Source organism: Streptomyces sp. NPDC055099 (assembly GCF_053607685.1).
The window spans coordinates 1-13,106 of record NZ_JBSGUA010000004.1; the positions used below are offsets into that span (position 1 = coordinate 1).

At 72.2% G+C, this 13,106-nt stretch carries 11 protein-coding genes; 7 read left to right on the forward strand and 4 right to left on the reverse strand.

The window, feature by feature from the left end:
• Positions 1 to 84: 84 nt before the first annotated feature.
• Positions 85 to 1,467: an FAD-binding oxidoreductase gene (locus ACWFRU_RS11370; RefSeq protein WP_453685899.1), complete on the reverse strand. Its 1,383-nt coding sequence runs from the start codon at positions 1,465 to 1,467 to the stop codon at positions 85 to 87.
• Positions 1,468 to 1,699: 232 nt separating this feature from the next.
• On the opposite strand from ACWFRU_RS11370, the gene ACWFRU_RS11375 reads away from it, so the two are divergent.
• Both ACWFRU_RS11375 and ACWFRU_RS11380 read left to right on the forward strand, forming a co-directional pair.
• Entirely contained in the window at positions 1,700 to 3,520 is a 1,821-nt protein-coding gene (locus tag ACWFRU_RS11375; protein WP_453685900.1) for a GAF domain-containing protein, read from the forward strand.
• Positions 3,521 to 3,530: 10 nt separating this feature from the next.
• Positions 3,531 to 3,929 carry a VOC family protein gene (locus ACWFRU_RS11380; RefSeq protein WP_453685901.1) on the forward strand — a complete coding sequence of 133 codons (399 nt, stop codon included), beginning with the start codon at positions 3,531 to 3,533 and terminating at the stop codon, positions 3,927 to 3,929.
• Here the strand turns inward: ACWFRU_RS11380 and ACWFRU_RS11385 are convergent.
• A complete protein-coding gene (locus ACWFRU_RS11385) occupies positions 3,922 to 5,289 on the reverse strand; it encodes an MFS transporter (RefSeq protein ID WP_453685902.1) in 1,368 nt (455 codons plus the stop codon). The two genes, ACWFRU_RS11380 and ACWFRU_RS11385, sit on opposite strands and share 8 nt — an antisense overlap.
• A 234-nt stretch (positions 5,290 to 5,523) precedes the next feature.
• Between ACWFRU_RS11385 and ACWFRU_RS11390 the strand changes: the two genes are divergently transcribed.
• On the forward strand, positions 5,524 to 6,648 hold the full coding sequence (locus tag ACWFRU_RS11390; protein WP_453685903.1) for a polyprenyl synthetase family protein: 1,125 nt from the start codon (positions 5,524 to 5,526) through the stop codon (positions 6,646 to 6,648).
• 28 nt (positions 6,649 to 6,676) lie between these two features.
• Here ACWFRU_RS11390 and ACWFRU_RS11395 read toward each other — a convergent pair whose 3' ends face one another.
• Entirely contained in the window at positions 6,677 to 7,816 is a 1,140-nt protein-coding gene (locus ACWFRU_RS11395) for a winged helix DNA-binding domain-containing protein (protein WP_453685904.1), read from the reverse strand.
• Positions 7,817 to 7,818: 2 nt separating this feature from the next.
• Positions 7,819 to 9,042 (reverse strand): PucR family transcriptional regulator, encoded by a 1,224-nt coding sequence (locus ACWFRU_RS11400; RefSeq protein ID WP_453685905.1) that lies wholly within the window; start codon positions 9,040 to 9,042, stop codon positions 7,819 to 7,821.
• Between the two features lie 107 nt (positions 9,043 to 9,149).
• Here ACWFRU_RS11400 and ACWFRU_RS11405 point away from each other — a divergent pair, with 107 nt between their 5' ends.
• From ACWFRU_RS11405 to ACWFRU_RS11420, 4 genes are all read left to right on the forward strand, one after another.
• Positions 9,150 to 10,007, forward strand: coding sequence for an SGNH/GDSL hydrolase family protein (locus tag ACWFRU_RS11405; RefSeq protein ID WP_453685906.1), 858 nt, complete (start codon positions 9,150 to 9,152; stop codon positions 10,005 to 10,007).
• Positions 10,008 to 10,042: 35 nt separating this feature from the next.
• A complete protein-coding gene (locus ACWFRU_RS11410) occupies positions 10,043 to 10,990 on the forward strand; it encodes a poly(ethylene terephthalate) hydrolase family protein (protein ID WP_453685907.1) in 948 nt (315 codons plus the stop codon).
• Between the two features lie 183 nt (positions 10,991 to 11,173).
• Positions 11,174 to 12,265, forward strand: a complete 1,092-nt coding sequence (locus ACWFRU_RS11415) for a M20 family metallopeptidase (protein WP_453686752.1) — start codon at positions 11,174 to 11,176, stop codon at positions 12,263 to 12,265.
• The gene (locus tag ACWFRU_RS11420) at positions 12,262 to 13,080 is read left to right on the forward strand and encodes a GNAT family N-acetyltransferase (protein ID WP_453685908.1); all 819 of its coding nucleotides are present in this window, start codon (positions 12,262 to 12,264) and stop codon (positions 13,078 to 13,080) included. Before ACWFRU_RS11415 ends, ACWFRU_RS11420 begins: the two co-directional genes overlap by 4 nt.
• Positions 13,081 to 13,106 lie beyond the last annotated feature (26 nt).

Here is a 13,106-nt window from a genome sequence, read left to right on the forward strand (position 1 = left end):
CACCCCATAGGGGTGTCTGGACGGAGGAGCCCCACCCAACAGCCAGTTGGGCGCTACCTCCAAGCCCGGCCCTTCAGGGCCGGGTCAAGTTGACGACAGCACCTTGCCGGGGTTCAGCACCCCGTACGGGTCGAGGGCCTGCTTCACGGCCCGCTGCATGGCCATCACCTCCGGCGTGACCTCCGCGGCAAGTCCCGGGCGCTTGAGCAGGCCCACTCCGTGCTCGCCGGTGACCGTGCCGCCCAGGGCGATCGCGTCGGCGATGATCTCCTCGAAGGCCGCCTGGGCGCGCGTGCGGGCCGCGTCGTCACCGGGCTCCGTGATCAACAGGGGATGCAGATTTCCGTCACCCACATGTGCGATGTTGGCGATGAGGATGTCGTGCCGTGCGGCGGTCTTCTCGATGCGGCCGAGCATCTCCGGGATGCGCTCCTTGGGCACGCAGACGTCCTCGGTGAGCACCGGGCCCAGGCGTTCCAGCGCCGGGTAGGCGAGCCTGCGGGCCGCGAACAGTGCATCGGCCTCGTGCTCGTCGGTGGACCGCTCGGCCCAGGAGGCGCCCGCCCCGCGGAAGCAGTCGACCATGCGCTCGGCCTGCGCGGCGCCGGTCTCGCCCGGCTCGTCGATCCGGCCGAGGAGCACCACGTCCGCGTCGAGCGAGAGGCCCATGTTCTTCCACGCGTCCACGGCGCGCAGGCAGTGCCGGTCGATCAGTTCGAGCGCCGAGGGGGTCAGCCCGGCCTCGGCGACCGCGCGTACGGCGGCTCCCGCGTCCACGACGGAACCGAAATGCCCGGCGACGGTGACCGCGGCCGGCGGCAGGGGCCGCAGGCGGACGGTCACCTCCGTGACGATGCCCAGCGTCCCTTCCGACCCGACGACGAGACCCGTGAGGTCGTAGCCCGCTACGCCTTTCGCGGTACGCCGGCCGAGCCGCACGATCTCGCCGAGTCCGTTGACCATCTCCAGGGCCAGTACGTAGTCCCCGGTGACGCCGTACTTGACGCAGCAGACGCCGCCCGCGTTGGTGGCCACGTTGCCGCCGATGGTCGACCACGGGGAACTGGCCGGATCGGGCGGGTACCACAGACCGTGCTCGGCCACCGCGGCCCGCAAGTGGTCGTTGATCACCCCGGGTTGGACCACCGCGAGCCGCTCCAAGGGGCTGACCTCGACGATCCGGTCCATGGCGTCGAGCGCCACGACCACGTGCCCCTCACCCGAGTTGGCTCCCCCGGAAAGGCCGGTGCCCGCCCCGCGGGCCACGACCGGGGTGCGGTGACGGATACAGGCGCGGACCGTGTCGGCGACCTCTTGGGTGGAGGTCGCGCGGACGACGGCCGCGGGGCGGCCGCTGGGCGCCCATGCCGCTTGGTCACTGCGGAAGGCCTCGACGCTGTCCGGATCGGTGAGCACCCGGTCGGCTGGAACGTGCTCGAGGATCGCTCGAACGACCGTGGTACTCATCGTGTTTCCTCTCGGTGGGTTCGCCCCGAGGCGGGCCTTCCGGTGGCGTGCATACCTGTATCCGTCCCCTCGGCGCAGGACCGCCTGGCCGGCGCGGGCGGTGCTGCTGATGTCGATCGAAACACGGCGGCACGGCGATCCGTACGGAGACAACCTCCAGGCTCTGGCCCCCGCCACGGAGAGACCCTCCACAGTGGGCCGGTGGAGCCCCCTGCATCATGAGGGGGTGCACATGAGTGAGAACCGCTGGCTGCGGCTGCTGTCCGAGGCTCCGTCGCCCGACGAGATCGACGCGCTGCGCCGCGCGCTCCTCACCGAGGGGCGGCCCGCCGCGGAAGTCGAGGACTCCGCCGCGCACGCCCGCGAGATCCTGCGGCGCATGAACCGCCAGCAGCGCGAGTCGGCCGAGCTCGCGGCGCTCAACGACCTGGCCCGGCGCCTGGGGGCACTGACCGCGTCCAGCGGAGTCCTGCGGGAAGTGGCGGCGCACGCGCGGCGCCTGCTCTCCGTGGACCTCGCCTACATCATGGTGCTCCACGACGACCGGCGGCTGCGGATCGAGACCGTCGACGGCTCGATGGGCTCGACCCTGCGGGGCATCGAACTCGAACCGGACACGGGCCTCGGGGGACTGGTCCTGCGCAGCGGTGCTCCGCAGTCGACCGTCCGCTACCGCGAGGACCCGGCCATCAACCGCTCCCCCGCCGTCGACAGTGCCGCGGCCGCCGAGCAGCTCGGCGGGATCCTGGGCGTGCCGATGATCGTCGACGACGAGCCGGTCGGGGTGCTGCTCGCCGCCGACCGCAGCCCGCGCCGGTTCACCGACCGGGAGGTGGAGCTGCTGGCCGCGCTGGCGGCCCACGCGGCGGTGGCCCTGCGCAACGCCGCGCTCATCGCGGACCTGCGCGAGGCCAACCTGACGCTGCGCGGCAACGATTCCCTGCGTCGGGCCGAGGCCGAGCTGCGCGACCGGCTCACCGACGTCGTGGTCGGCGGGGGCGGCTACCGCGAGGTGGCGCAGGCCATCACCGGCGCCACCGGCCTGACGGTGTCGGTCCTCGACTCGCACGGCGAGCTGGTCGCCGGGCCGCGGTGCGAGCGCCCCCGGCCCTGGGCGGACGACGAGCCGCAGTCCCCACGCCGGTTCGAGCACGACGGCCGCCACGGCGTGGCCCTGCCCGTGGTGGTCCGCGGCGGTCACACGGGCTCGCTCGTGGCGACCGGGGAACGCGCGTTCCACGACGAGGACGTACGGCTCCTTTCGATCGGCGCGGACACCGTGGCGCTGGTGGCCGCGCTGGAACGCTCGGTCCTGGAGACGCAGTTGCGCACCCGCGGCGAGGTGCTGACCTCGCTGCTGTCCGCCGAGGCCGACGAGGCCGGTGTACGGCGCCGGGCGCTGGGCGCGGGCATGGACGTGGACTCCGTGGCGGCTGTCGCCGTCGTGGACGCCCGCGACACCGACCACACTGCCGACCAGGTCGCGCGGCTCGCCCAGGAGACTTCGGGCTGGAGTGCCCAGCTCGGCGACCAGATCACGTTCCTGGTGCCGGGTCTCGACCTGGCCGCGCTCAGGGCGCTGGTGGAACAGCGCGCTCTGGCCGGGCCCGTGGGCCTCGCGGCGTGCGGGCGGGGCGTCGCGGAGATCCGCCGGGCGCACCGGGAGGCCAGGCAGACGGCGACGATGCTGCGGGCCCTCGGCCGGCAGGGCGTGGTGGCCGAGCCGGCCGAACTGGGCGCCTACCGTTCCCTGTTCACCCAGGCCGGGGCCGACGAGGCCCGGGTCTTCGTGCGTACGACCGTGGGCCCGCTGCTCGATCACGACCGGGCGCGGGGGCGGGGCGGCGACCTGGCGGCCACGGTGGGGGTGTACCTGGCCAACGCGCAGCACCACGCCCGCACGTGCGCGGACCTGCACATCCACGCGAACACGCTCTACCAGCGCCTCAGCCGGGCCGATGGGCTGCTCGGCGAGGGCTGGCGCGGCGCGGACCGGGCCCTGGACATCCAGCTCGCCCTGCGGCTGCACGAACTGGCGAGCCGGCTCGTCTAGGCTCCCGCCCATGCTGAAGCTCGGAATCCCCGTCGTCGGAGTCACCGACATCCCCCGCGCTGTCGCCTTCTGGACGCAGGCCCTGGACCTGGTCGCCACCGAGGAGTGGAAGAGCGAGACCTGGCGGACACTCGATCACGCCGACGGACGTGGCCGCGCCCTCGGCCTGCAGCACAGCGCGTCACCGGCGGAGCCCCGGCCGCGCCTGCACCTGGATCTGTTCGCCGACACCACCGAGGAACAACAGGCAGAGGTGCGTCGGCTGATCTCGCTGGGCGCGCGAGCCGTCGACTGGGAGCTGTATCCGCCCGACCCCGACTTCGTCGTTCTCGCCGACCCCGACGGCAACCTCTTCTGCGTGGTCGACCTGAGCCGCGCGCCCAGCGGCAGCAACCGGCCGCCTACCTGACGGACGCCCCTCCCCTGCCCCCTTGGACGGCCGGCCTCGCACGGACCGCCGATTCGCCGCCCTTGCCCCGCGGCCCTTCGCGCAACACGGCCGCCCCCACCCCGGCGGCGACCATCACGATGCCGACGATCCACAGCCCGGTGTCCATCTCCCCGGTCGCGTCACGGGCCCACCCCGTCACGTACGGCGCGAGGAAACCCGACGCGTTGCCGAGGGTGTTGATCAGCGCGATGCCCGCCGCCGCTCCGGCGCTCGTCAGGACCGTGGGCGGGAAATGCCAGAAGACCGGCAGCGCGCAGAAGATGCCCACCGAGGTGACGGTGACCATGAGCATGACCGCGTACGGCGAGTCCAGGTAGAGGGCGACGGGGATCGTCAGGCCGCCGACGACGGCGGGTCCGGCCAGGTGCCAGCGCCGTTCCCCGGTGCGGTCCGAGTGGCGGCTCCACAGGACCATCGCGATCGCTCCGGCCACGAAGGGCACGGCCACGATGGCGCCGGTCTGCACGAGGCTGGACTCGGTGTCGAAGCGCTCGGAGAAGCCCGCCACCAGCGTCGGCCCGAAGAACGACAGGGCGTACAGGCCGTAGACGATGCCGAAGTAGATGCCGCCGAGGGCCAGGACCTTGCCGCTGAGCAGGGCCCGCCAGGCGGAGCCCTCCGCGGCGGGCGCGAGCTCGGCCCGCTCGGCGTCCAGGGCGGAGGTGAGCGCCCGGCGTTCGCCGGGAGTGAGCCAGGCGGCGCTCTCCGGCCGGTCGGTGAGGTAGAACCAGCAGACCACGCCGAGCACCACGGCAGGCACGCCTTCCAGCAGGAACATCACACGCCAGCCCTCAAGTCCGAGGAACCCGTCGAGGTAGGTGATGATCGCCGTGGACAGCGGTGCGCCCAGGGCGCTGGACAGGGGAATGGCGACCAGGAACGTACCGATCAGCCGCACTCGTTCGGCCCTCGGCAGCCACCACGTCAGGTACAGCATGATCCCGGGGAAGAAGCCCGCCTCCGCGACCCCGAGCAGCACGCGCACCGCGTACAGCTGCCCGGCCGACTGCACGAAGGCCAGCAGCATCGCGCACAGGCCCCACGTCACCATGATGCGGGCGATCCAGCGCCGGGCGCCGAAGCGGTGCAGGGCCAGGTTGCTCGGCACCTCGAACAGCAGATAGCCGATGAAGAACAGCCCCGAGGCGAGCCCGAACATGGTCTCCGTGAGCCCGAGGTCCGCGCTCATCGTCAGTTTGGCGAAGCCGATGTTCGTGCGGTCCAGGTAGTTGATGAAGTACACGAGGCCCAGGAACGGGATGAGCCTCCGGGCGATCTTGCGCAGTGCGCTGCGGCGCAGCGTCTCGGCTTCCGTCATCGACGACTCCTCATGTCCCTGTGCCGGGCGTACGACCGTCTCGCCAGGTGAGCCCGCTCACCGTAGGCAGGCGGTCGCGCCAGGCACAGGGAGAAGTCCTCCGGCCTCACGGAGTGTCGATGGAGAGAACGTCCATCCCGAAGGGCGGGTCGGCGCCCCAGGCGACCACGGCTCTCCCGTGGCGAATGGCAGGCTGGGCACCGCACCCGTACAGGAAGGTCGGCCCGAACCTCCATGAACAGCAGCACCGTTACCGCCGCCAGCACCGCCAGTGCCTTCGAGCGTGCCGCAGGCCACCGGCAGCGCTTCGACGCGGCCTTCGAGAAGTACTTCGCCGGGCTCGCGGGTGACCTCGACGGCGCACGTCTCGGCCGCTTCCCGCCTCGCTGCCTGGAACTTCTGGCGCAGTTGTCACTGCGCGGCGGGAAGCGGATACGGACCACCCTGCTCTACGAGGCCGCCGCCCTCGTCACCCGGGACGAGATACCGGGGCTCACGGAAGCCGCGTTGAGTCTCGAACTGCTCCACAGCCACGCGCTCGTCCTCGACGACATCATGGACGACTCGCCGATGCGGCGTGGCGGCCCCTCGACGTACTACGCGTGCCGCGAGGATCTCCCCGACCACCCGCAGGCCGCGCTGGGCCTGGCCATGATGGCGGGCGATCTCGCCGGTTTCCTGGCGCTGCGCGTCCTGTTCGACGCCGACCTGCCCGCCGACCGCAAGCAGGCCATGCTCGACGTCCAGTTCGGGGTGACGACCGACACCGTCATCGGCCAGGTCCTCGACCTCGAACGCGACGTGCACCCCTCAGCCGGCGAAGGCGACGCGGGCGGGCAGGGAGACGACGAGCTGCTGGAGACCGTGTGCGAGTACAAGACCTCGCGCTACACCATCCTCGCGCCCATGCGCCTTGGCCTGCTCGCCGCCGGCCAGGACCTGGCGGAACACGAGGAGAGCCTGCACCGCTACGCCCGGCTGGCCGGTCTCAGCGGCCAGATGCGCGATGACCACCTCGATCTCTTCGGCGATCCCGGCCTCACCGGCAAGCCCAGCGGCGCCGACCTGCGGGCAGGCCGCCACACCTACCTGACCCGCGAACTCCTGGCCGCCACCGACGGCGACGATCACGACACGGTGAAAGCCGCCCTCGCCGACCCCGACTGCACCCCGGAGACCATCGACCGCATCCGGGACATCGCCCACCGCCACGACGTCCACACCCGCCTCCAGGCGGCCATCGACCGGCACGCCCACGCCGCGGCGGCCGAAGCCGCCTCCTGGTACCGGCACTGGAACAGCGAGGCCGTCGAGCTGTTCGAGCAACTGCCGCTGTGGAACACCCGCAGGACCCGGTGAGCGGCACGGGTGCGCGCTCCATCGCCCACTACAGCATCCGCACCTCGCCCGCGGGCTCCGGGAGCTTCGCCCACCAGTGGTGGTATCTGCTGTAGACGGCCACCTCGCGCTCACTCAGGAGGGCCTTCAAAGACTGGGCCTCCGCGGCCAGTTGGTCCCATGTCGCCGGTGGCAGCGGGTGGAAGGCCGTGGCCTCGATGCCGTCGTCCAGCGGGCGCCACACACCGGCGACATGGCCGTCGACCAGCAACGTGGGCAGTACGTCGCCGTTGCGCCGGATGACCCACGGCCGGTAGGCCGGGGGTATCACCCGGCCGCGGTCGGAGTACGCCAGCAGAACGCTGTCCCACATGGCCATGAGGCGGGAAGGAGCGGGCGTTTCGGCGGGTGGCCGGGAGGCGCCCGGGATGTCGAAGAGGACGTCCCCGTCCGGTCCCTTGAGCTGCTCGACGCTGTCGCCCAGCGCGAGGAACGCCGCGCGGACAGGCGCTCGTTGCACCATGGCGAACTGCGCCACGTCCGCGACCGACGCGGGCCCGAACCCCGCCAGATAGCGCAGGATCAATGCCCGCAGCGCCTGCGGGTCCGCCGCCCGGCCCGTGGGGACGAACCCGTTGGGGGCCGCCACGAAGGACGGCCGGTGGCCGAAGGACCAGGGATGTTCCGTCGGGGCGTGGTGCAACGGCGCGTACGCCTTCAGGCCCCACCACGCCCCTTCCTTCTTCTCCGCGCCGAGGCGCTCCTCGACCCACGCCTGCATCTGCGCCGAGGTCCGCGGCCGTGCGGCGAAGTCGAGGAGTTCCGGGACCAGTGCGTCGGCGTCGTCCGGGCTCAGCCCCGAGACCGCGAAGCGGGAGCCGAGCCGGGAGGCATACAGGGTGGGCTGCAACGCGGCACGGAAGTCGGGGTAGTCCTCGGCGTGTACGGCGTGCAGCGTGATGCGCATCAGGGTCGCCTTGACCAGCGAACGCTCGGTGAACGCGGCGTCGAGGTCCGCCGCGGTGAACTTGGTGAGCCGGTTCCACAGGGCGACGTAAGGAGAGGCGGGCTGCTGCGCCTGGAGTGCGACCACGCGCCGCATGCCCTCCTGGACGGTCAATGGCTCACGTTCGAGCAGCAGTTGGCGGCTGAGGGTGGCCCGGTTCAGTTCGCGCGCGGTGATCGTCACGGTCAAGGATTCTGCCCTTCCCGCGCTCCCGCGTCGTACGCGCTCAGCGCGGCCCGCAGTGTCAGCAGATCGGTGTGTGCGGCGAGGTCGAGGCCCGTGAGGGCGGCGATGCGGCGCAGCCGGTAGTCGACGGTGTTGGGGTGCACGTGCAGGCGGGCCGCCGTCTCGCGGCGGTCCAGGTTCGACGTGAAGTACGTCCGCAGGGTCACGGTCAGGTCGGGGCCGTCCGCCAAGGGGGTCAGTAGGGCGGCCAGGTGCGCGCGGGCGGGGCTCGCGCGGGTGAGCTGGTAGTCGAGGAGCAGCGCGGTCAGGGGGTAGACGCCCGGTGGCCGCCCGGTGCCCGTCGCGGTGTCGCGCAGCTCGGTGGCCAGGCGGACGGCGTGCGGGACGTCGGCCGGGGTGCTGGCGGCGACTCCCGCGACCAGGGGCACGCCGCTGGCGGTGATGAGGGATGCCGTCAGCCTCTCCAGGCGGGCCCGGTCGCCGTCGGCCGCCCGGTCCGGCGCGAGGTCGGACGGGATGAGCGCGAGCCCCTCGTCGGCCGAGAGGCGGGTGAGCACGGGGTGGCCGAGGGCGCGGTCCAGCTCCGTACGCAGGCGTCTGATCTTGCGCCGGGAGGCCACGGTGGTGTCGACGTCCGCGCGGTCCTCGTCGGGGTGGCGGCCGATGGTGAAGGCGAGCACCAGATAGCACGGTGGGAGGCGTATCCCGAGCTGGGCGGAGTCGAGTTGCGGGCCTCTGCCGTCGAGCAGGGCGGACAGCACGGTGTGGCGGGCCGCGTCGCGCTCCCCGATCAGCGACTGGCTCTCCTCCACGTATCCCGATGTGACGGCGGCCGTGATCTCCCGCAGGCAGTCGAGCAGCAGCCGGTGGGCCTCGATCAGGTCCTGCGGTTCGGCCTTCGCCGTCACCTCCTCCACGCAGATGCGGGCGCCGTAGTAGTAGGCGCTGACCACGGCCTCCACGGGGATGCGTTCCTCCGCGCGTCTGGCCGCCGAGCGGCGCACCGTTTGGAGGAACTCCGGGGGCGGCATGCGCTCCGTGCGCAGCACGTCGGCGAAGACCCGGATCGTCATGTCGACGATGGCGCGCACGTCCCCGTGCAGTTCCTCGGCGGGCAAGCGGCCGTAGACCGGCAGGTCGTCCGCGAGGCGCCGGGTGACGGTCGCGGCGAGCCCCGGCACGTCGGCGATCAGGAAGCGGCCCACGCTTTTGTCACCGGTCACAACTGGCCCCTCGGAAAGTCTGGTTGCGCGCCTAGAACACCAAGGCGTCGATGGCCCGGATCATAAGGGCGTCCGTTACCCCCGGTACACCCCACTCAGGAGAGCCCGTGCGCCCCACACGCGCCCGCACCACCGCGGTCATGGCCGCCGCCCTGTCCGCCTGCGCCCTCGGCGTGTCTCCGGCCGGCGCGACGTCTTCGCAGGCCGAGGAGCCTTTGGAGTACGTCGCCATCGGCGATTCCTTCGCGGCGGGGCCCCTCATCCCCGACCAGAGCCAGTGGTCCTGTCTGCGCTCCGCACGGAACTACCCGGCCGTCGTCGCCGAGGCGCTGGGCGCGCGGCTCACCGACGTCAGCTGCTCGGGCGCGACGGTCGGTGACTTCTCCGGCCGCCAGTTCGGCCTGCTGCCGCCCCAGTACAACGCCCTCAAGCCGAGCACCGACCTGGTGACCCTGACCATCGGCGGCAACGACGTCAGCCTCGTCAGCACCGCGCTCGGCTGCGTCAACCTCCTGCCCAAGCCCGCCGGCATCTCCTGCGCCGACACCGCCGCGGCCAAGGGCGACCCCACCGCGAAGGCCATCGAGGCCTGGCGCGCCTCCTTCGGCCAGGCCCTCGACGAGGTCCACCGGCGCGCCCCGAACGCCCGGGTCGTCGTCGCGGGGTACGCCACCTACATCCGTAAGGACGGCTGCTGGCCCGCCCAGCCCGTCTGGGACAAGGACGCCAACTACCTCCAGGCACGCGTGAACCAGCTCAACGGCGTGCTCGCCGAGCAGAGCAAGGCCCACGGCGCCACGTACGTCGACACGGCCGCCATCAGCGCCGGGCACGACACCTGCGCCGCGCCGTCCGAGCGCTACATCGAGGGCCTGGTCCCCACCAGCGTCGCCGCGCCGCTGCACCCCAACGCCCGCGGCATGGCCGCCTTCGGCGAGGCCATCGCGAAGGCGGCGCGCCCGTGACGGCCGGCGTCCCGGGACGGGAGACCCTCATGCCGATGAGCCACGTCATGCGGCGGTCCGCCGCTGTATCGGCGGCGTCCGGCGTGCGGCGGTATGCCACCGTGCTGGCCGCGTCGCTCCTGCTGTCCGTCGCGCTCACCGGCCAAGGCCTGGCGCAGCCGGACGGCAGCGGCCCGGCAACGGCCACTCAAGCGACCGGCAGCTGTCCGTCGGCCGGCGGCTACTGGGCCGACGAAGGCCCCTTCGCCGTGACCAAGGAACGCGCCGGGCTGAGCCACACCATCCTGCGCCCCACCGATCTCGGCAGCCAGGGCTGCACGAAACACCCGGTGATCATCTGGGGCAACGGTTCGTTCGTGACGCCGGTCATCTACGACGGACTCCTGAAGCACTTCGCGTCACACGGGTTCATCGTGATCGCCGCGAACACCACGCAGGCGGGGTCCGGCAACGCCATGCTCGGCGGCCTCGACGTACTGAAGAAGGCCGAGGCCGACCCCCGAAGCCCGTACTACGGCAAGGTCGACCTGGACAAGGTCGGAGCGTCGGGGCACTCGCAGGGCGGCGGTGGTGCGATCAACGCCGGCGCGGACCCGCGCGTCGACGTGACCGTCCCCGTCGAGCCGGGCCCCCAGGGCAGGATCGGTGACCTGAAGGGCCCCCTGTTCATCCTGGGCGGCGAGCGCGACCTGGTGGTCATCCCCGAGCTCCTGGTGATCCCCCGCTACAACAGCGCCGATCATGTCCCCGCCGTCTACGGCGAGTTGGCTGGCGCCTCGCATGTGACGCCCGCAGGCGACGGCGGCGGATTCCGGGGCCCGATCACCGCCTGGTTCCGCTACTTCCTGATGGGCGACCAAGAGGCGCGCGCCGAGTTCTTCGGTCCCGACTGCGGGGCCTGCTCCTCGCCGGTCTGGTCGGACTTCCGGCGCAACGCCAAGGCGCTCGGCCATCAGGGCGTGGGAGGTGGCAGTAGCGCCTGACACCGGGCCGGCTGTCCGGAGACACGGAGAACGGGATTGATCTTGGTTCTCTCCCACGAACCACGCCCCTCCAAAGTCGCATAGCGTCTTTCGCATGCAACTGAGGAGGAGTCGAAGGTGACCGAAGACCTGCACAGCCGAAGCGACACGACACAAGGGCTGCCGGCGCCCCACCTTCCGGCGATGCTCGCGGACCTCGAGGAACTGGTGGTCTGCGAGTCCTTCTCCTCCGACCTGACCGCGGTGGCACGCAGCGCGGACGTCGTGGCCGCCCAGGGGACCCGTCACCTGGGCGTCCCGCCCGAACGCATCGTCGTCGACGGCGTCACCCACCTGCGGTGGATGTTCGGCACACCCCGGGTGCTGCTGCTGGGACATCACGACACGGTGTGGCCGATGGGCTCGCTGGCCACGCACCCGTGGTCGGTGTCCGACGGCATCGCGCGTGGTCCGGGGATCTTCGACATGAAGGCCGGGCTCGTGCAGATGTTCCACGCGCTGGCCTCGCTGCCCTCCCTGGAGGGGGTCTGCGTCCTGGTGACCGGCGACGAGGAGGTCGGCTCGGACGCGTCGCGGCCGCTGATCGAGGAGGTGGCGCGGCAGTGCGCGGCGACCTTCGTGCTTGAGGCCGCGGCCGACGGCGGCGCGCTGAAGACGGCCCGCAAGGGCACCTCTGCCTACGAGTTGGTGGCGCACGGCAAGGCGGCCCACTCCGGCTTGGAGCCGGAGAAGGGCATCAACGCGGCGGTGGAGGCCGCGCATCTGGTCCTCGCCCTCGAGGGACTGGCCGAGGAGATCAACGTCGGCGCCCCGCAGGACTGGCGCACCACCGTGGTCCCCACGGTGGTCGGTGCCGGCACGACGACCAACACGGTGCCCGCCGAGGCACGCGTCTTCGTGGACGTGCGTGTCCCGACCCTCGGTGCGCAGGAACGGGTGGACGCGGCGATGCACGCCCTGAAGCCCACCGTGCCCGGAGCACGCCTCGACGTGCTCGGCGGCCCCAACCGGCCGCCGCTGGAGCTGACGTCCTCCGCCGACCTGTTCGAGCGGGCCCATCGCCTCGGCGCGCAGCTCGGGCTTGAGCCGCTGTCGTCCGCGGCGGTCGGCGGAGCGTCCGACGGGAACTTCACCGCCGGGCTCGGCTGCCCCACCCTCGACGGCCTGGGCGCGGTGGGCGGCGGGGCGCACGCCGACCACGAGCACCTGATCGTCGCCGAGATGGTCCCCCGCGCCCGCCTGCTGGCCGCCCTCGTGGAGGAGGTCGCCCGATGAGCGCCGACAGCGTGCACGAGCCGGCCACAGCGCACGGCCTCGTCGTACGGGAACTGCACGACCTGCGTGCGCTGGAGGGCGCCAACGCCCTGTTCGAGGAGATCTGGGGCAGCGCCCCCGGCGCCTCCCCCATGGGCGTCGAACAGATGCGGGCACTGTCCCACGCGGGCAACTACGTCGCCGGAGCCTTCGACGACGGCCGACTGGTGGGCGCGTCCGTCGCCTTCTTCGCGGCCCCGGTCGGCGTGGCCCTGCACTCGCACGTCACCGGCGCCCTGCCCGGCCGCCGAGCGGGCCTGGCCCTCAAGCTCCATCAGCGCGAGTGGGCCCTGGACCGCGGGCTGCGCCGGATCACATGGACCTACGACCCGCTGGTGCGGCGCAACGCCCACTTCAACCTCTCCAAACTGGGCGGGCTGCCGGTCGAGTACCTCACCAGCTTCTACGGACCGATGGACGACGTGATCAACGGCGGTGACGACACCGACCGGGCGCTCGTCGCCTGGGAGTTGAACGGTGCCGGGGCGATGGCCGCCGCGGCCTCGCGTCCCGTACCCGTGACGGTCCCCGAGGACGCCGCGATCGCGCTGTCCGTGCACGACGGCCTGCCCGTCATCGGCAGCCCCGACGCCGCGACCCTGCTGGTCGAGGTTCCGCCGGACATCGAGGGGCTGCGTCGCACCGACCCCGGCGCGGCCAAGGCGTGGCGTCTCGCGATGCGCGAGGTCCTCGGCGGTCTCCTGGCCGACGGCGCCCGCGTCACCGGCTTCCACGACCGCGGCTACTACGTCGTCACGCGCGCCACCACCGCGTGACGCCCGAACCACTTCACCAGGAGCCA

Bases quoted from the DNA above. Each gene is read 5' to 3' on its own strand.
- ACWFRU_RS11380 (WP_453685901.1), top strand. From the start codon at position 3,531: ATGCTGAAGCTCGGAATCCCCGTCGTCGGAGTCACCGACATCCCCCGC.
- ACWFRU_RS11410 (WP_453685907.1), top strand. From the start codon at position 10,043: ATGAGCCACGTCATGCGGCGGTCCGCCGCTGTATCGGCGGCGTCCGGC.
- ACWFRU_RS11420 (WP_453685908.1), top strand. From the start codon at position 12,262: ATGAGCGCCGACAGCGTGCACGAGCCGGCCACAGCGCACGGCCTCGTC.
- ACWFRU_RS11415 (WP_453686752.1), top strand. From the start codon at position 11,174: ATGCTCGCGGACCTCGAGGAACTGGTGGTCTGCGAGTCCTTCTCCTCC.
- ACWFRU_RS11390 (WP_453685903.1), top strand. From the start codon at position 5,524: ATGAACAGCAGCACCGTTACCGCCGCCAGCACCGCCAGTGCCTTCGAG.
- ACWFRU_RS11375 (WP_453685900.1), top strand. From the start codon at position 1,700: ATGAGTGAGAACCGCTGGCTGCGGCTGCTGTCCGAGGCTCCGTCGCCC.
- ACWFRU_RS11370 (WP_453685899.1), bottom strand. From the start codon at position 1,467: ATGAGTACCACGGTCGTTCGAGCGATCCTCGAGCACGTTCCAGCCGAC.
- ACWFRU_RS11385 (WP_453685902.1), bottom strand. From the start codon at position 5,289: ATGACGGAAGCCGAGACGCTGCGCCGCAGCGCACTGCGCAAGATCGCC.